Origin of the sequence: Streptosporangium sp. NPDC005286 (assembly GCF_040607515.1) — a bacterium.
Lineage (GTDB): Bacteria > Actinomycetota > Actinomycetes > Streptosporangiales > Streptosporangiaceae > Streptosporangium.
Map to the genome: position 1 here is coordinate 1 of NZ_JBEXGU010000184.1, position 18,161 is coordinate 18,161.

Annotated in this window: 11 protein-coding genes; 3 read left to right on the forward strand and 8 right to left on the reverse strand. The window is 66.9% G+C overall.

Annotated features, from left to right (window positions below; genetic code table 11):
• Positions 1-91: 91 nt before the first annotated feature.
• From ABZU75_RS39275 to ABZU75_RS39310, 8 genes are all read right to left on the reverse strand, one after another.
• Positions 92-1,738, reverse strand: a complete 1,647-nt coding sequence (locus tag ABZU75_RS39275) for a lectin (RefSeq protein ID WP_355566127.1) — start codon at positions 1,736-1,738, stop codon at positions 92-94.
• Between the two features lie 113 nt (positions 1,739-1,851).
• Positions 1,852-3,126, reverse strand: coding sequence for a cellulose binding domain-containing protein (locus tag ABZU75_RS39280; protein ID WP_355566130.1), 1,275 nt, complete (start codon positions 3,124-3,126; stop codon positions 1,852-1,854).
• A gap of 22 nt (positions 3,127-3,148) precedes the next feature.
• On the reverse strand, positions 3,149-4,987 hold the full coding sequence (locus tag ABZU75_RS39285; protein WP_355566133.1) for a family 43 glycosylhydrolase: 1,839 nt from the start codon (positions 4,985-4,987) through the stop codon (positions 3,149-3,151).
• Between the two features lie 394 nt (positions 4,988-5,381).
• Positions 5,382-6,803, reverse strand: a complete 1,422-nt coding sequence (locus ABZU75_RS39290) for a non-reducing end alpha-L-arabinofuranosidase family hydrolase (RefSeq protein ID WP_355566155.1) — start codon at positions 6,801-6,803, stop codon at positions 5,382-5,384.
• Between the two features lie 99 nt (positions 6,804-6,902).
• Complete coding sequence (locus ABZU75_RS39295; protein ID WP_355566136.1) at positions 6,903-8,909, reverse strand: family 43 glycosylhydrolase; 2,007 nt, start codon at positions 8,907-8,909, stop codon at positions 6,903-6,905.
• Positions 8,910-8,950: 41 nt separating this feature from the next.
• Entirely contained in the window at positions 8,951-11,680 is a 2,730-nt protein-coding gene (locus ABZU75_RS39300) for a beta-L-arabinofuranosidase domain-containing protein (RefSeq protein ID WP_355566139.1), read from the reverse strand.
• Positions 11,681-11,832: 152 nt separating this feature from the next.
• Positions 11,833-13,218 carry a glycoside hydrolase family 43 protein gene (locus tag ABZU75_RS39305; RefSeq protein ID WP_355566142.1) on the reverse strand — a complete coding sequence of 462 codons (1,386 nt, stop codon included), beginning with the start codon at positions 13,216-13,218 and terminating at the stop codon, positions 11,833-11,835.
• Positions 13,209-13,769 carry a non-reducing end alpha-L-arabinofuranosidase family hydrolase gene (locus tag ABZU75_RS39310; RefSeq protein WP_355566144.1) on the reverse strand — a complete coding sequence of 187 codons (561 nt, stop codon included), beginning with the start codon at positions 13,767-13,769 and terminating at the stop codon, positions 13,209-13,211. The genes ABZU75_RS39305 and ABZU75_RS39310 overlap by 10 nt, the downstream gene beginning before the upstream one ends.
• 422 nt (positions 13,770-14,191) lie before the next feature.
• Here ABZU75_RS39310 and ABZU75_RS39315 point away from each other — a divergent pair, with 422 nt between their 5' ends.
• The 3 genes from ABZU75_RS39315 to ABZU75_RS39325 all read left to right on the forward strand — a co-directional run bounded on the left by ABZU75_RS39315 (position 14,192) and on the right by ABZU75_RS39325 (position 18,070).
• Positions 14,192-15,262 (forward strand): LacI family DNA-binding transcriptional regulator, encoded by a 1,071-nt coding sequence (locus tag ABZU75_RS39315; protein ID WP_355566147.1) that lies wholly within the window; start codon positions 14,192-14,194, stop codon positions 15,260-15,262.
• A gap of 668 nt (positions 15,263-15,930) precedes the next feature.
• Positions 15,931-16,851 carry an RIO1 family regulatory kinase/ATPase gene (locus ABZU75_RS39320; RefSeq protein ID WP_355566149.1) on the forward strand — a complete coding sequence of 307 codons (921 nt, stop codon included), beginning with the start codon at positions 15,931-15,933 and terminating at the stop codon, positions 16,849-16,851.
• Positions 16,852-17,338: 487 nt separating this feature from the next.
• Positions 17,339-18,070 carry an alpha/beta hydrolase gene (locus ABZU75_RS39325; protein WP_355566152.1) on the forward strand — a complete coding sequence of 244 codons (732 nt, stop codon included), beginning with the start codon at positions 17,339-17,341 and terminating at the stop codon, positions 18,068-18,070.
• Positions 18,071-18,161: the final 91 nt, after the last annotated feature.

Consider the following 18,161-nt stretch of genomic DNA (forward strand, 5'->3'; position numbering starts at 1 on the left):
GGATGGTGGGTGGCCGGGCTGGGCTTCCGTGCGCCGGCCTCTGCCCGCTGAGGCCGGCGAACGGCCTTTCACGGTGCGGTGGACGAGAGGATCACCCGCGGGTCCAGCGTTGGTTGGTGCCACCGGTGCATGTCCAGATCTGGATTCTGGCGTTGTTGGTCGTGGCGTTGTTGGCGACGTCCAGGCACTTGTTCGCGCCGATGGCGGTGATGGTGCCGTCGGTGTTGAAGCGCCACTTCTGGTTGTTCTGGCTGTTGCAGTCCCAGATGAGGACGCCGGTTCCGTCGGCGGTGCCGTTGTTGTTGACGTCCAGGCACTTGTTGCCGTAGACCCGCAGCTCGCCGGCGGGCGTGGGGGTCCACTGCTGGTTGTTCTGGCCGTTGCAGTCCCAGATCACCACCGGGGTGCCGTTGGCCTGGGAGGCGCCGGTCACGTCCAGGCACCGGCCCGACCCCACGCCCTGGATGCGAGACGTGGAAGGCGAGGGCGTGGGATTGGGTGTGCCGCCACTGACCCGGAACACGACGGTGCCGTGGGACGGGACGCTCGCCGAGACGGTGCCGGTGGTCGTGGTGACGGCGTTCGTCCAGGCGTCGCGCAGGTTGAAGGAGTTGCCGGACAGGCCGATGGCGGAGGCGGTGGTGCTGATCGTGGTGGTGCTGCCGCCCTGGTTGAACAGGGCGACCGCGACGTCGCCGTTGCTCAGCCGTTTGGCCAGGATGCGGCGCGTGCCGTCGTTGCTGATCTGGGTGGTCTGAAGGCCGAGCGTGTCCTGGTTGATGGCGATCAGGTGTTGGTTCTTCATGATCGTGGCGGTCGCGTTGTCCATGTTGCGCACGTCGTTACCGGCGATCAAGGGCGCGGCCATGATGGCCCACAGGGCGAAGTGGCTACGCATCTCGGTGTCGTTCATGCCGCCCCGGCCGACCACCATCATGTCGGGGTCGTTGAACTGCCCCGGCGCGGCGTAGCCCGACAGCGGCGCATTGACGTTGACGATGTTCTGGATGCCCATCGGGTAGCCGTTGGTCTGGCCCGTGTCCCAGGCGTTGGTGATGTCCTCGGTCGTGCGCCAGATGTTGGCGACGTCTCCCCAGTTGCGCTGCGGCCCGGTCTTGGAATGGATGCTGTTGGGGTTGATGCTGTAGAGGATCGGTCGTCCGGTCGCCGCCAGAGCGTCCCGCATCTTGGCGAAGGTGCGCACCTGGTCGTCGATGGTGCCGGTGGGGGAGCACCAGTCGTACTTGAGATAGTCCACGCCCCAGGCCGCGAACTGCCGGGCGTCCTGGACCTCGTGGTTGAGGCTGCCGGTCGCGCCCGGGTAGGAGTTGAAGTACTGCGCGCAGGTCTTGTCCAGGGGCACCTGGTAGAGGCCGAACTTCAGGCCCCTGGCGTGCAGGTAGTCGCCGAGCGCCTTCATCCCGCTCGGGAACCGCGACAGGTTGGCCTGGATGTTCCCGGCGGAGTCGCGGTTGGGGTTGAACCAGCAGTCGTCGACGACGACGTACTGATAGCCCAGGTCGCGCATGCCGTTGCTGACCAGGGCGTCGGCCGTCTGCCGGATCAGCGTCTCGTTGATGTTGCAGCCGAACGTGTTCCAGGTGTTCCACCCCATCGGCGGGGTACGACCCACGCCGTTGTTCAACGCCTGTGCCGGGGTGGCCGAGGTGACCGCTGCCAGGGTCAGCATCACGGTGACGGCGGAGGCCGGCAACGCACGTATTCGTTTCCTGCTCATTGACATCACTCCTCAGTGGACAGAGGCGGGGGAATCGGTGATCGGGCCCCTGGCGTGGGCCGGCGCCCCGCACCATGGGCCCGATCGCTACTCGGTCGAAACACGCGGCACGGTCACGGGCCGGCGCAGGTGGCCGCCGGGGTGGTCGGTACGCCGTTGCTGAGGAAGCCGAAGATCGTGCTCGCGTTGGCGCCGAGCGAGCCGTTCCACGTCTCGTTGCGTACCCTCACGTTCGAGCCGGAGCCGGAGCCGGAGCGGACACCTCCCCAGATCTGGGTGATGGTCTGCGAGCCGGGCCAGATCCAGTTGATGGTCCAGCCGTTGATCGCGGAGTTGCCCGCGAGCACGGTGACCTCACCCTGAAAGCCGCCCTGCCACGAATTGGTCACCCGGATGGTCGCGGCGCACGCCCCCGTGGTCGGTCCCGACGGAGTCGGAGTCGGGGTCGGGGATGGGCTGGGAGACGGAGTGGACTGGAACTGGCTGAAGAATCTCCATGTCTCTCCCGGCAGCCATGTTCTGGAACCGCTGTCGCCGGGTGCCCCGTCCTGTGGGGCGGCGATGTGCCCCTCGTCGAAAGCGGCCCAGACGACCGGACGGCCGCCCGCGCAGCCCGAGTAAGTGGTGCTCCGATGCGTCAGGCTGCCCTGGCCGGGCTCGGGCGGGTTCTGGGCGGTGCAGCCGTTGTTCCGGACGAACCTGTCTCGCATCGACCGCCCGCCGGAGATGTTCAGCACACCGTCCCTGAGGCCGTGCGCCGCGAAGTAGGCGATCGGCTGGGTGCCGCTGCTGCATCCGCTGAGCTGTCCGCCGGAGTAGACCGCGACGGCGCGGAAGACGTCGGCCCTCGCGCAGGCGAGCGCGTAGCTCATGGCGCCGCCGTAGCTGAAGCCGAGGGCGAAACGCTGCGTTGTCTCGACGCAGAGGTCGGCCTCGATCCGCCGGATCATGTCGTCGACGAAGGTCACGTCTTCGCCGCCGCTGTTGGCCCAGCCGTTGTTGAAGCCCTGTGGCGCGACGAAGATCGTGCTTTCGCCGGCCAGCTGCTGGAGCCCGTAGTAGGACCAGACGTCGCGCTGCACGGTCTGGCCGGTGGCGACGTCGGTGGCGGTGCCGCCCAGCCAGTGGAAGCCGAAGATCAGCCGGTACGGTCGCTGGTTGTCGTAGTTGCCGGGGATTCTCAGGATGTAGCTGCGGTTCTTGCCGCTGCTCTGGATCGTGTTGGTGCCGTTCTGGAGGGTCGGCGTCCTGCCGCACCCGGCGGTCGCCGCGAGGGCGCTGCTCGACGTGCTCGCGCTCGCACTGTGACTTATCGCCACGGCACCCATGGAGAGGATGAGAAGCGCCGCGGCCGTGATGGCGGTGAGCACGGATCTGCGTCTGGACATGGGGTGACTCCTTTCTGTCCGGTCATTGGAAGGAGGCGTCGTCGATGTAGAGCCCGTCGGTTCCGGCGGCTGTCTCGACGTAGAAGGAGGCGTTGGTCAGCGTGCCGGCCCACGACACGGTCGTGGTGCCGGTCAGCTGGGTCCAGCCGTTCGTGTTCACCGCTTGTGCCGGGGTGAGCTGGACGTAGTTCGTCGTGCCGTTGGCGGTGAGTGCCAGGGTCGCCTTCGCGTCGGGGGTGCCGCTCTGTGAGCGCACCCAGACGCTCGTGGTGTAGCTCTTGCCGTTGGTGAGCTGTGCGGTGACGTTCTGGTTGGGGCCTTGCCAGGCCGCCGTGCGCCCGGAGTTGAGCAGGGACCGGCTGCCGGCGTAGGCGACGTTCGTGGCGGAGGACAGGGTGCCGCCGGAGGCCGTCCACCCGGTCGTGCCGTTCTCCATGGTGGCGTTGGTCAGCAGGTTCCCGCCGCCGCTGCCGCCGCTCGGGGTGAACTGCCACCAGTTGAGGTTGAGCAGGTAGCCGCTGCCGCCGGCGAAGCGGAGATACAGGTCGCGGGTTCCGGTGGCCCCGCTCACCGGGCAGGTGACGGTGGTCCAGTTCTGCCAGCCGCCGGTCCCCGGGACGGCACAGGTGCCGACCAGGGTGCCGGTGGCGCTGCCCAGGCGGAGTTCGATGGTGCCGCCGCTCACCCCCGAGGCCACCCGGGCGGTGAAGGACGAGGCCCCGGTGCCGAAGGCGACGCCCCTGACCTTGATGTTGTCGCCGTTCTCGATCCAGCCGACGTTCATGCCGCCTTCGCTGGACGGCTCGGTCTCGACGCCGGTCGCCCAGGCGATGGTCTCGGCCTCCTGGCGTACGAACGGATTCAGCGTTCCCAACTGCGGGGGGCCGGCGGTGGTCATGTTGATGGTCGGGATGGTGCCGTCGGCGTTGTAGGTGAACTTCTCCACGGCGACCGAGCGGGTAAAGCCGCCGCCGCCCGGCAGGGCGCCGTTGTGGTAGAAGAAGTAGGATCCGCCGTTGAAGTCGACGATTCCGGCGTGGTTGGTGAAGCTGCCGCCCTGCCGGGGCATGATCGTTCCCCGGTAGGTCCACGGCCCGGTGGCGCCGGGGGCTGTCGAGTAGGCGATGAACTCCGAGCAGCATTCGGCGGCGAACACGTTGTAGTAGAGGCCGTTGCGCTTGAAGACCCAGGGCCCCTCTTCATAGAGGGTGGGACGGCTCGTGTTGCCGCTGCGCGCGCCGAATCCCGCGGCGGTCAGGGGGATCTGGGTCGGGCTGCCGGAGAAGGAGATCATGTCGGTGTTCAGCCGGACGTACCAGAGGTTGGGGTTGCCCCAGTACAGGTAGGCCTGACCGTTGTCGTCGATGAAGACCGTAGGGTCGATCTCGCCGTTCCTCACCAGCGGACGTCCGATGGCGTCGCGGAACGGGCCGGTCGGGTTATCGGCGACCGCGACGCCGATGGCCATCGAACCGGAGGCGCGGTCCCGGACCGGCACGTACCAGTAGAACCTGCCGTTGCGATAGGCGACCTGGCCCGCCCAGGCGTTGGCGTCGGCCCAGGCGAAGGTGGCCAGGTTCATCGGGGAGCCGTGGTCGGTCCAGTTCGCCATGTCCGACGACGAGTACACCCGCCATTCGCGCATGGTGAAGTACGTCGAGCCGTCCTCGTCATGGCCGGTGTACAGGTAGACGCGGCCGTTGTGGACGAGCGGCGCCGGGTCGGCGGTGTAGATGGTCTGCACGATCGGGTTGTCGGCCCTGGCCAGGGACGGCAACAACGTGGTCAGCAAGAACAGGCTCACGGTCCAGAGAACCAGGTGGCGAGATCTCCTCCTGGCCCTGCGAAGTACGGGTTTCACCTGTCGTCTCCCTCAGGCGGATGTTTGGCGGTGGCCCCGGACGTGGCGGGTCGGAGTGTTCGCCACGTCCAGGGCGGTTCAGGGGGTGATCAGCAGGGGGAGTTGGTCTGGGTCAACAAGCCCATGCGCCAGGGCAGGCGGCGTGATGGTGCAGATCTCATGGCGATCCTTTCGAGGGTGGACCTCAGGCTGGGGAGTGTGTGCCCGACCCCGCATTCCGTCGCTATGTGAGCGCTGACGTTTCCGCGTGACCCGGGCGGGCTCGGTCTTGCGCCGAGCCCGCCGTGCCGGCTCCATCCGGTCCTGATCGCGTGCCGTGACTGCGCTCACCCGATGGGGCGTACGCCTTTGCGGTGAACGTCAGGAACGCTCGAGCCGGACCTGTGTCACGCCGTCAGCGCTGTAGTGTCAGCAGGCCCGGCCGGTAGGGCAGGAGGCCGTAGTCGCCGCCGGAGTTGGGGCTGCGTCCCTGGTAGAGCAGCTGCAGATTGCAGGGGTCGACGGTCATGGTCTGATCGGCGCTGGTGCGGATCAGTTCGCCGTGGCTGATGTCGTTGGTCCAGGTGGCGCCGCTGTTGGCCTTGCCGGCGAAGGGGTTGCTCTCGGTCGCGGCCTGCGGTGTCCATGTACCGTTCAGACTGGTGGCCGTGAAGGAGCGGAAGTAGCGGCCCTGCGAGCCGATCGCCTCGACGATCATGAGGTATCGGTTCTGGCCCTGGAGCTTGTAGACCTGAACGGCTTCGAACAGGTTGTTCGTCGTGTCGCTCATGATCACCGTCGATGTCGTGCCGAAACTGCCCGGGAAGTTCCCGATGGGCATGTCGGCCCGGTAGATCTTGCCGTTGTCGCCGGCGAAGAACAGGTACATGTTCGTGCTGTCACCGATGAGCGTCTGGTCGATGGGTCCTGTTCCGGAGCCGGTGATGCTTCCGGAGAAGAGGACCTGCTGCGATGACCAGCCGTTCGGATTGGTGGGGTCGCTGGAGGTCCGGTAGGAGAAAGCGGTCCCGCCCCACTGGTAGGCGAGCACCCAGATGTTCCTCGGGGCGAAGTAGAAGAGCGTGGGCGCGACAGTGGAAGCAGACATCGTGTTCTGGCTGGCCGAGGCCATGTCGGACCAGTTGGTGAAGAGGCCGAAGTTCATCGAACCCCAACTCGTGCCCGTGTCGTGCGTCGTCGCGTAGACGAGATGCCTGCCGTTGTAGGGGGCGGTGGTGAAGTCCTTGAGCGAGACCCACCCCGACTTCGGGGTCGCCAGTGAGCCCGTCGATGTCCAGCGGTACGTCGAGGGAAGAGCGCACGTGCCGGTCGGGGTCGGCGTGGGGGTCGGGTTGGGCCCGCTGCCGACCTGGACGAGTTGCCACTGCTGGTTGTTGCCGCCCCAGTCGTCGTACTGGACGATGTTGGCGCCATCGGCGGTGGAGGCGCCTTGGACCTCCAGGGCCTTGTTGCTGTGGCGGCTGATGAAGCGGACGTAGCCGCCGGTGGAGTCGGCCAGGCGCCACTGCTGGTTGGTGCCGTTGCCGTCGGCCCACTGGACGATCGAGCCGCCGTTGGCGGTCGACCAGTTGTAGACGTCGAGGACCTTGCCGGAATGGCGGGACTTGATGCGGTAGTAGCCGCCGCCGCTGTCGACGAACTGCCACTGCTGCTGGTTGCCGTTGTTGCGGGTCCACTGGGTGATGCGGGCGCCGTCGTTGGTGGCCAGGTTGTAGACGTCCAGGGCCTTGCCGCTGTTGCGGTTGACCAGGACGTACCAGGCGTTGGTGTCGACCGTCGCCGCGTTCGCGGATTGGACGGCCACGAAGAGGCTCATCAGCAATGTGGCCGCAGCCACGATGACGGCCAGGGGTCTTATTCTCATGATGTACTCCGATTTCATCTGACGCGGAGCGATTGGGTGGTGGGGTGGTTCTTATGGGGTCGTGAGGTCGAAGCGGCGCACGGTCACCGAGCCACCGAGGGACTGGGTGGTGTGGTTGAAGATCCCGAAGCGGTAGCCCATGAAGAACTGCCAGGCGTTGTTCAACGTGAAGGCCGGTCCGAACGAGGTGAAGTTGGTCCCGTCGGTGCTGTAGGAGAAGCGGGCCTGCCGTCCGGAGCCGGGCCGGATGTCGGCGTTGACCCGCAGCCAGATCCGGCCGCCGGAGACGTTGGCGCTCGCCGCCTCGGTGCCGGTGCCGGTGGTCTGCCAGCTGCTGTTCATGGTCAGCCCGTTGGTCATCACGACGCGGGTCGTCCCGTTGTCGCGTTTGAGGCCGATCCAGGCCGACTGGTCGCGGAGCATGGCCAGGCCGCTGCGGTCGCCGTTGGCCATCTGCGAGTAGTCGAGCTCGATCGTCGCGGTCGACGACGGCCCCTGGATGCGGTGGGTCAGGGTGTTGCGGGCGTTGTACAGGTCGCCTGTGACGGTCGCGGTCTGCAGCCGCAGCCCGTTGCCCACCGACCACCTGGTGTTGTCGGGGTTGTGGTTCCACTCCCACTGATGGCCGAGGGTGCTCGACGTGAACGTCTCCGAGCCGATCATCGACCGCACGGTCTTCGAGGTCTGGATGTTCGGCTTCGGGTAGTTGACGCCCCAGCCGCCGTTGACCGTCTGGACGGTCGGCCAGCCGTCGCCGGTCCAGGTGATCGGCGCCAGTGCCGGTACCCGGCCGCCGGGATAGGCGTCGACGAACGACATGTAGTACCAGGCGCCGTTCTGGGTCTGCACGAGCCCGCCCTGGTGGGGCACGCCGCCGCCTACGAGCGGGCCCGGCATGTTCAGCAGGACCTGGCGCATCTCGTACGGGCCGAACGGGCTGGTGGAGCGCAGGACGTACTGGCCGTTCGCGGGCCGGGTCAGCCAGATGTAGTAGTAGCCGTTGCGCTTGTAGAAGCGGGCGCCCTCCAGGGTGCCGACGCTGGAGGGGGTCTGGAACACCTGCTGGGCGCGCACCTGGCTGAGCCCGTCGGCCGAGAGCTGGGCGACGCTGATCGTGCCGTTGCCGTAGGCGACGTACATCGTGTCGTTGTCGTCGACGAGTAGGCCGGCGTCGTAGTAGCAGTTGTTGATCTGGGAGCGCTTGGTCCAGGTGCCGTCCACCGCCGAGGCGGTGTAGACGTAGGTGCGGTTGAACTCGACGCAGCCCATCCAGTAGTACGTGCTGTTGCTCGGCCGGTAGTTGAGGGTCGATGCCCAGATGCCCTTCACGTACGCCCGGCCGCCGTTGAGGTCGTAGGCGTTCGAGTTGAAGTCGAGCCGGGGGACCGAGTGGCCGGCGTACTCCCAGTCGACCAGGTTGTAGGAGCGCAGGATCGGCGCGCCCGGCGAGTAGTGCATCGTCGAGGCCGAGTAGTAGTAGGCGTCGCCGACCCGGATGATGTCGCCGTCGGCGAAGTCCTGCCACACGACCGGATTGGTGTAGTCGCCCCCCGTGGTCGGCGTTGGTGTGGGGGTCGGGTTCGGTTCGCTGCCGACCTGGACGAGTTGCCACTGCTGGTTGTTGCCGCCCCAGTCGGTGTACTGGACGATGTTGGCGCCGTCGGCGGTGGAGGCGTTCTGGACCTCCATCACCTTGTTGCTGTTGCGGTTGATCAGGCGGATGTAGCCGCCCGTGGAGTCGGCCAGGCGGAACTGCTGGTTGGTGCCGTTGCTGTCGGCCCACTGGACGATGGCGGCGCCGTCGGCGGTGGAGAAGTTGTGGACGTCCAGGACCTTGCCGGAGTGGCGGGACTTGACGCGGTAGTAGCCGCCGCCGGAGTCGACGAACTGCCACTGCTGCTGGTTGCCGTTGTTACGGGTCCATTGGGTGATCCGGCCGCCGTCGGCCGTCGACAGGTTGTAGACGTCCAGGGCCTTGCCACTGGTGCGGTTGACCAGGACGTACCAGGCGTTGGTGTCGACGGTCGCCGCGTTCGCGGACTGGGTCGTGAGAAACACGCCCACGAGGAGCAGAGATGAGAGAACCGCGAGCACACGTCTCACAGGAACCTCCAGAGGTCGTTGTTCGAGCCGTTGTCGTCGGCGAGCACGATCTGCGCGCCCTGGGCGGTGCCGGCCAGACCGAGGACCCGGCCGCCGTTGGCGCACTGGATGCGGAAGGTGGCGTCGCTGCCGTAGCGCAGCCGCCAGCGGTGGTCGTTGGTGCCGTTGTCGGCCCACTGCACGACCCGGGAACCCGCCGCGGTGGCGGCGTTCTCCACCCCCAGCACCTTCTGGCTGTTGGAGTTGCGCAAGCGCAGGTAACCGCCGGTGTCGACGACGGCCGTCCAGAGGTGGTCGGCGGTGCCGGTGTCACCCCACTGAACGACGAGCGCGCCGTCGGCGATGGACATGTCGGTGACCCCGAGCACCATGCCGGTCGCCACGTTCTGGACGCGGCGCGCGCCGTTGGGCACGAACCGCCACTGGTTGTCGGCCGAACCGTTGTCGGGGTCCTGGACCGCCTGGGCGCCGTTGGCGGTGGAGCCGTTCAGGATGCCCAGCAGCTTCGAGCTGTTGGCGTTGCGAATCTTGACCGAGCCGTCGCCGACGTCGGTGATCGTCCACCGGTGGTCGGCGGTGCCGTTGTCATCCCACTGCAGGATCCGGGCGTTGTCGGCCGTCGACATGTTCTCGACGCCCAGCACCTTGCCGCTGTTGACGTTGCGGAACCGCAGCCCGTTGCCGTCCACGATCGGCACCCAGTCATGGTCGGCGGTGCCGTTGTCGGTCCACTGCAACGCCAGGCCGCCGTCCGCGGTCGACATGTTCTGGATGCCGAGTGCCAGCCCGCTGGCCGCGTTGATCAGCCGGAAGCTCGTCCCGTCGCCTCCGCCGCCCTGCCCCGTGGCGTTCCAGTAGACGACGTAGTTGTGGTTGGCGGCGTCGTAGAACGGACCCAGATTCACCGATGCCCCGTTGGCCGTGGCCGTGAACGCCAGCGCCGAGGTGCTGGTCCGGGTGATCGTCGAGGGGGTCAGTGCCGGCGCAGACGACAGGGATGTGCTCCCGTAGTCGCCCGACAGCACGACTGGGCCGTAGGTGACGGCCTGCAGGTTCGGGTTGTCGTTGGCGGCCTTCAGGACCACCCGCATCGGGAGCCGTACGGTCACCGTGTCGCCCGACGTCCACGACCGGGTGATCGAGGCGTAGGTGCCCGGGGTGGTGACGACGTTCTGCTGGACGCCGTTGACGCTGATCGTCGCGCCCTGGGTCCAGGCCGGGATGCGGACCCGTATCGTCCATGACCCGCTCACATTGCCGGTGACCTGCAACGACGTGGTGTCGCTCACCGGATACGACGTCGTCTGGGTGACCGTGATGCCGCGCTGTGACCAGTTGAGCGTGGAGGGCGCGAACAGGTTCACGAACAGCGTGGTGCCGTTGTGGAAGTAGATCGAGTCCATCAGCTTGGTGTTGGTCTCGATGCCGGTGCCCTGGCAGCACCACATCGAGTTGTAGTCGGTACTCCACGTGCCGCCGCCCCAGGCCGGGCCGACGCCTCTCCTCCCGCCGGGGTTGAGCGGGGTGAAGTAGGTGACGTGGCCCCGGCTGTCGGCCGGGTTCTGCTGGCCGAGCAGGTGGTTGAGCAGGGCGTTCTCGAAGTAGTCGAAGTAGTCGGCCCGGGTCGGCGACAGCGTCCACAACTCCCGGGTGAGCTTGAGCATGTTGTAGGTGTTGCAGGCCTCGCCGGTGTCCCTGGTCAGGTGCGCGGCGATGGCGTTGGGGGCGCGGAAGTGCTCGGCCTGGCTGTTGGAGCCGTTGGCGTAGGTGTGGGCGTTGATCGTGATGGCCCAGGCGTTGGCGGCGATGTCGCGGTAGCGGGTGGTTCCGGTCGCCTTGTACTCCCGCGCGGCGCCGATCCATTTGGGCACCTGCGTGTTGGCGTGCAGGCCACTGAGCCGGTCCTGGTTGGAGGCGAGCGGGTCGAACACGGCGGCGTGGTCGAAGCGCTGCGCGACCGTCAGCCAGCGGGAGTCCCCGGTCATCTGGTACAGGTCGGTGAGCACGGCGTTCATGCCGCCGAACTCGGTGCCCAGCATGGCCTGCGTCTGGCTGGAGGACAGGCGGCCGGTCCGGGTGTCCACCCATCCGGCGAGGGCCAGAAGCACGGTCCTGGCCTGGGTGTTGCCGATGTGCCGCCACACGTCCAGCAGCCCGGCGAGGGTCTTGTGAATGCAGTAGTACGGCACGTTGCCGTTGCTCAGCGTGCGGTTCTCGACCGCGGTGATGTCGGACTCGGGGAAGCCTGACAGGTAGCCGGTGGTGAACCCGGCCGCGCCGTTGTTGGCCTGGCATCTGGCCAGCTCGGCGACCATCTGGTTGGCCTTGTCCCGGCAGGTGGTGTCTCCGAGTACGGCATAGGCCTGCGCCCAGGCCGTCAGGAAGTGGCCCTGCATGTGGGACCGGAACGGGAAGCTGGGCGCGTCCCAGCCGCCGTTGGCCGCCGCGCCGTTGGTGGACAGGCGGTGGTTGGCGCGGAAGACGTACAGCAGCCGGTCGACGTCGACGAAGCGCAGGTAGTCGAGAGTGCGGTTCTGGTTGTCCAGCCAGCGGCCGGAGGTCAGCCGGACCTGGCCGAGGTCGAACTCGTAGGCCGAGACACCGACTTCGGATCTGGCCCACGGGAGCGCGGCCAGAGCATGAGACGTGCCCACCACCTGGCCGACGGCCGAGAGCGCGGCGGTCGCGCCCGCGGCCCGAAAGAGTTGGCGACGGCTCAGGGACATGGGGAAGCTCCTTGGGGCTGGGGGTGAGGTGGCCGGTCGAAGCCACCACGGTCGGCTATCCATTTCACGCGGTCAGGCCGTTGGCGCGGCTGGCCACGGCTTTTGGTGCGTAGGTGCCGCGCTCGAAGGAGGTGTTAGCGATAACATTTCACTCATGAGGTAACCCGGAAGGTCGCGTCCTGCCGGTCGGCGGCGCTTGATGACGAACTGATCGGGTCGATGCGCAGCACGTAGCCCTGGTGCCGCAGATGGTGGGTCGGGAAGTTGTACGACCGGAACGACGACCAACTCCCGTCGGCCAGCCCGGCCACGCGATAGAACGTCGCGTCGGCCCGGAAGGTCGCGGAGTTGTCGTTCGGGTCCAGCCGGATCGCGTAGTTGTTGTGGCGCAGGAAGCTGCCGGGCACGCTCACCGACTCGAATGACACCCCGGCCGAGTCGGCCAGGCCCGGCACCATCCGCCACATCTGGTCCCGGTACGGGTCGAACGGGTAGGGGGCGATCCGCCCGATCCGGTCGGCGTGCCGTACGAAATAGTCGGGGAAGTTCGACGACTTCAGCCGCACCCAGTTCGGCAGGCCCCACCGGGAGACCAGGGCGTTGTACTCGGCGTCGGTGATCCCGGCGATCGAACCGTGCTTGGAGTTCATCGGCGGGGTGTAGTCACGCTGGTTCATCGCCGACCACGCGTTGGCGCCGATGTTCGATGACGACCACAGGTAGTAGTCGTTGTTGACCGGGCTGAAGGAGTCACCCCACAGCCGCCAGCCGCCGTCGTTGGACCTCTGGAGCAACGGCGCCTCGATGGCGTTGCCGATGCGGATCCCGCTCGTGTAGGTCGTGAAGCTGTTGGGCTGGCCCGTGGCGGAGCGGGCGCCGTACAGGTTTCCGTCGTTGAGGTTCTTGTAGTAGAGGTACGTCGTGGACCCGTCGACCACGATGTCGCCGTCCAGCACGTTGAAGCCGGGGCTGAAGAAGGTCTGCTGCGCGCTGACCGACTGGAAGTCGGCGGTGTAGTTGACCGCCAGGATGTCCCGGCCGCCGGTGTTGAACGAGTAGACGATGCCGTACTGCCCGCGAGAATTGTCGCGGAAGACCGTCGGGGCCCAGGTGTGACCATTCGTCGTGTGCATCCGCAGGCGGCGGTAGCCGGTGAAGTCGGTCAGGTCGACCGAGTCCCAGACATGCAGGTACTGGCTGGGCGTGCCGAAGTTGAGGCCCTTCAGGTCGGTGGCGACGACGACGAAGGTGCCGTCGATCTTCCGGAAGATCTGCGGGTCACGCAGGCCCTGCTGACCGGCCGTGGGGGTGACCACGGGGTTGTTCTGGTTGAGAGGCGTCCAGTTCAGGCCGTCCCGGCTGGCTGCCAGGTGCAGGCCGTAGTCGGCGGCCTGCTGGTTCGGGGATTCGGTGAAGTAGCCGAAGACGTACGCGGTGTTCGCCGCGTACGCCGCTCGGGGGAAGCCGACCACACCGGTGGTGGCGAGGGCGGCCGACGTCAGGGCGGCCTTGCCGAACTGCCTGCGGCTCAGGGACACGGGCGTTCCTTTCTGGGGGTTTTACCGGCGGGGAGTGCCCGGTCCCGTCGTCTGACAGATGACGGGACCGGGGCGTGGCGTGAGGTCAGGACACGCCGCAGGTCCGGCCGTTGAGAGCGAACGATGTGGGTTTGCCGGTATTGCCGCGGATGAGGTCGAAGAGGGGTCAGCAGGTGGAGTTGGTCTGGGTGAGCAGACCGAGCTTCCAGGGAGAACCCGTTCGGGAAGTTCGCAACCGTCGTCTGCGAGCGGTAGAGGTGGCCGTTGTCGTCGGAGGAGAACAGGTGGCAGTTGACGGTGTCGCAGGTCACCCACATGTCGACCCAGTAGCCGTTGCCGATGTTCTGCCGGATGATGTCGGGCATCCCGGAGTAGAAGTGCCGGGGTGCGCTCCACGACGCCGGGTTGGAGATGTCGGTGGTGGTCGAGTACGACGCGTTACCGGTCTGGTAGACCAGGCACCACAGGTTCTGCGGCGCGAAGTAGAACACCTGGGGGGCGGCCCGGTACCCGGTGAGGTGGCGGCCACTAAAAACTGTTATCGCTAACATTTGAGGCTCCAGATCTCCATGGCCTGCTCCCGTGGATGTGTTGTCGCGGAGTACATCCGACTGTCCGATCCAGGTCAACGAGTCACAACCCTCGCTGACCTGGGCATTGCCACTGACACGTTTCCCGGCCTGGGCATTCGTCCGGTGGGAGATCACGTCGCGCTGCCCGCGCATGTGAAAGTTTCACAGAAGTTACCAGTTGGCAACCGTAGAATTCTGGCCGAATCTGGCTAACTTCCTCGACGGACCTTGATGGATGACTCGGGACGCCCGAGCCGATCGATGGAAATTCTCCGGCTGACTTCCGACACCTGCCGGATCAACGATCGTTCCAAGCGTCTGGCGAAGCGGGCTGGAAAGGGGGAGGAACAGCGGAAACGGCCATAACGAGAGACCGAAAGCCGCCCGGATACACTCCCGATATGACCTCGACCGAGGAATCCCCCCACGCCGACTCGGCCCCCTCCGAACCACTGACCCTCTCTCAGCTCGCCGAGCTGGCCGGAGTCTCCATGGCCACCGTCTCAAAGGTCGTCAACGGCCGCTCGGAGGTTGGTCCGGAGACCCGCGCCCTGGTCGAGGGCCTCATCCGAGAGCACGGTTACCGCAGACAACGCCGCCGCATCAAACCGGCGGGCCTCATCGAGGTCGTCTTTCACGAGCTGGCGGGCGACTATCCGATAGAGATCGTCAAGGGTGTCCAGCAGGTCGCCCGGCGGCATGGCCTGAGCGTGGTGATCTCCGAGCTCGGCGGTCGGCATGCCCCGGGACACCGGTGGATCGAGGACGTGCTCAGCCGCCGCCCCACCGGTGTCATCACGGTGTTTTCGGGTCCCACGGATGACCAGCGCGTGCGGCTGGCCACTCGCGAGGTTCCCTTGGTCGTGCTGGATCCCGCCGGGGATCCTGGCCGCGGCGTACCTTCGGTGGGGGCCACCAACTGGAGCGGTGGCCTGGAGGCCACCCGTCACCTTCTCGAACTCGGTCACCGCCGAATCGCGATGATCACGGGGCCTGAGTACGCGCTTTCCGGCCGGGCACGCCTGGACGGTTACCGTGCCGCCCTTGATGCCGCCGGCGTGCCGGTCGACCCCGACCTGATCTGCCAGGGGGCGTTTCAGATCGAGGACGGCCTGGCCCACACCCGCCGACTGATGAAGTTGCCTGAGCCACCTACTGCGATCTTCGCGTCCAACGACGGCCAGGCCGTCGGCGTCTACCACGCTGCCCATGAGCTGCGACTACGCATCCCGGACGACCTCAGTGTGATCGGCTTCGACGACATGCCCCCCTGGCGCTGGGCCATCCCGCCGCTCACCACGATCCGCCAGCCCCTGATCGAGATGGGCGCCACGGCCGCCACCATGCTGATCAACCTGGCTGAGGGGGAGTCGCTTCAGCAGAGGCGAGTGGAGCTGGGCACCGAGCTCGTGATCCGCGAGAGCACGGCTGCCTTTCAGGGGAAGCCGAAAATGCCTGTGGATCTTACGTAAGTTTCTGTGGCATGAACGGTCGACGCGGCCGTAACGCACCTGGCGTTGCCAGCAGGGTTGTTAACGCAAATGCCCATCTCTCGCTGATCGTTGCTGTTCGCCGGTGCCTGAGGAACCGGTGACCCGGCTTGGCGTCCGAGCATGAAAGGCCGGTGTTGCGGCGGTCGTCGCCCCGCACCAACACGAGCGACGCGCCGCCGAGCCGGGCGACCTCGTCAGGGGGAAACGGCTGTGGGGAACATCGGTACAGTCGTTGGCGCTGAGAACGATCATGATCCGGCTGTAGCCGGAAGGCGTTGACACGGTTCTCGTATTCGCGGCGGGCCTTGCGCTGTGCCGGGATCGCCGGGGTGCCCTGGGTGCCGCGCACGAGGCGGAACATCTCGGAGATATGCACGATGTCGCCGGGCCGCGCGTACGCTGGCAGCTCGCCGAACTTCGGCCGCTGGAGCGGGTGGATCCGCGAAGCCGATGCAGGAGCTCCGGCTGAGCCCGACCGCACGGTCCCAGCTCCGGTAAATACGTTGCGGGGTCCGAAACGGGCGGGGCATGCTGGGTCGATCGAGCGGCGGAGAGCGCTGCCTGGACTAAGGAGGGCTGACGGATGGCCATCACTGCGCTGCGGCATGTCCGCATCAGTCCCACCTCTTTGTTCAGGAGCACACCCGTTGTCTTCCGAGTACGAACTCTCTGATACCTACTCCGACCTCGACTCCCACCGGTCCGAATTCACCGGTGACGAGTCCCGACCAGATCCGGCCGCAGCCTTCGTCTTCAAGTTCCATTCGGTCGACGAGGAGCTGGGCCCGGATCAGCGGTGGTCCACCTGGCTGGAGGTCGAGCGCGGTTCTCGCGGCCCGGAACCACGCCCCTCGTGGGTTGTGACGGAACAGGCTGCGATCGACACCGAGCTTGGCGTCCTCAAAACCGGCAAGGAAGCCGACGTCTTCCTGCTCGAACGGGCCGTCGAAGCCATCGGCGACAACCCGGCGAAGTCCTCGCTGCTGGCCGCGAAACGGTACCGCACCGAGGAGCACCGGTCCTTCCACCGCAGTACGTCGTACGTCGAAGGCCGCCGTACCCGCAACAGCCGCGACAGCCGGGCGATGGCGAAGAAGACCTCGCACGGCCGTAGTGTCGCGGCCGGTCAGTGGGCATACGCCGAATGGGACGCCCTCAACCGGTTGTGGAGGGCCGGCGTCCCGGTGCCGTATCCCGTGCAGGTGGACGGCACCGAGCTGCTGATGGAGTTCATCGACGACGGCGAGGGCGGTGCCGCGCCCCGGCTCGCCCAGGTCCGGCCGTCGAAGGAGCTGCTCGGTGTGTACTTCGAGCAGCTCCGCAACGGCATGCGTGAACTGGCCCGCGCGGGGCTCGCGCACGGCGACCTTTCGCCGTACAACGTCCTCGCGCAGGCCGAGCGGATCGTGATGATCGACCTGCCCCAGGTCGTCGACATCGTCGGCAACCCGAAGGGCATGGACTTCCTGATGCGCGACTGCCACAACATGGCCACGTGGTTCACGAACCGCGGGCTCGAGATCGACGAACAGGAGCTGTTCGCCGACCTGCTCACGATGGTGTTCTGATCGCATTCTGCACGACAACACACTCGGACACCGACAGGTCTATCCGGAACCTACATCAGAAACTCCACCGGCACGACCGGACCTTAGCCAGACCCAGGGACCGCCCGACGGGGTTTCGCCGAACCCCAACGAACGAGCGGATCATGCACTAAACGGCCCTCCACTCGGGAAGCTGCGATGAGACCCCGAGTAGCTCTGCGTAGTGTTCCGATTTCGTCACGCTGCGATCACGTCACAGGCCCGAAGCCCTTAACTACAAGGCCTTGGCCTTTAGGCGAGTGGCTCCGTGGCATCCGGCCACGGAGCCTCCGCAAAAACCCGTTGGCGGACCGCGGCGACCACTGCTAGCTTTCCGGAGGCCGTGCAAAAGAACGAGGAGGTGGTACCCGTGAACGCAGTATCGACATGGGTGCTCCCCTCTGGGGTCACGGTCGGACGGTAGGTCGTCCGGGAGCGCCGTTCAAGAGCACTCCCGAAAGGCACGACCATGCAATTCACTTCCGAACAGCGCCTCGGCGACGGCGTCCTCGAACGCGAATTCACCCTCGGCGAGGTCCCCGGCATCCTGTGGACGCCCGCATCCGCATCCGCACCGGCGCCGCTGATCCTGGTCGGCCACCCCGGCGGGCTGCACAAGATGCACCCCCGACTGGCGGCCCGGGCCCGGCACTACGCGGCGGAGTACGGCTTCGCCGCAGCCGCCATCGAGCTCCCCGGGGGCGGTGACCGGCCCCGTTCGGCCGCCGCCGAGCAGGCCCGCGCCGACCTGCTGCGGGCGATGGAGGCCGGCGAGCCGGTCGACGGGATCGTCGACCGGCTCGTCCTCCCGCTGGTCGAAAGGGCGGTCCCGGAATGGCAGGCGACCCTGGACGCCCTTCTTTCGCTGCCCGAGATCGGCGGCCCGGTCGGGTACGAGGGAGGGGTGATCGCCATCGGTATCCGGCTGGCGGTGGTCGAGCCGCGCATCTCGGCCGCCCTTCTGTTCGCCGGGAGTTTCGTGCCCGGCACCCTGTTCGAGGAGGCCCGCCAGGTCACCATTCCGCTGCAGGTCCTGCTGCAGTGGGACGACGAAGGGAACGACCGGCAGCTGGCCCTGGACCTGTTCGACGCCTTCGGCTCCAAGGAGAAGACGCTGCACGCCAATCTCGGCGGCCACACCGGCGTCCCGTCGTTCGAGATCGACGCCGGAGCCCGGTTCTTCGCCCGGCACCTGAGCTAGTGGCGTGTCACCGAACCTTGCTGGGCTATTTGATCTCGGCGGGTGAGCAGGCCAGCCTGGTCCCGGAGTAGTTCTGGGAGGTGGGCGTGGC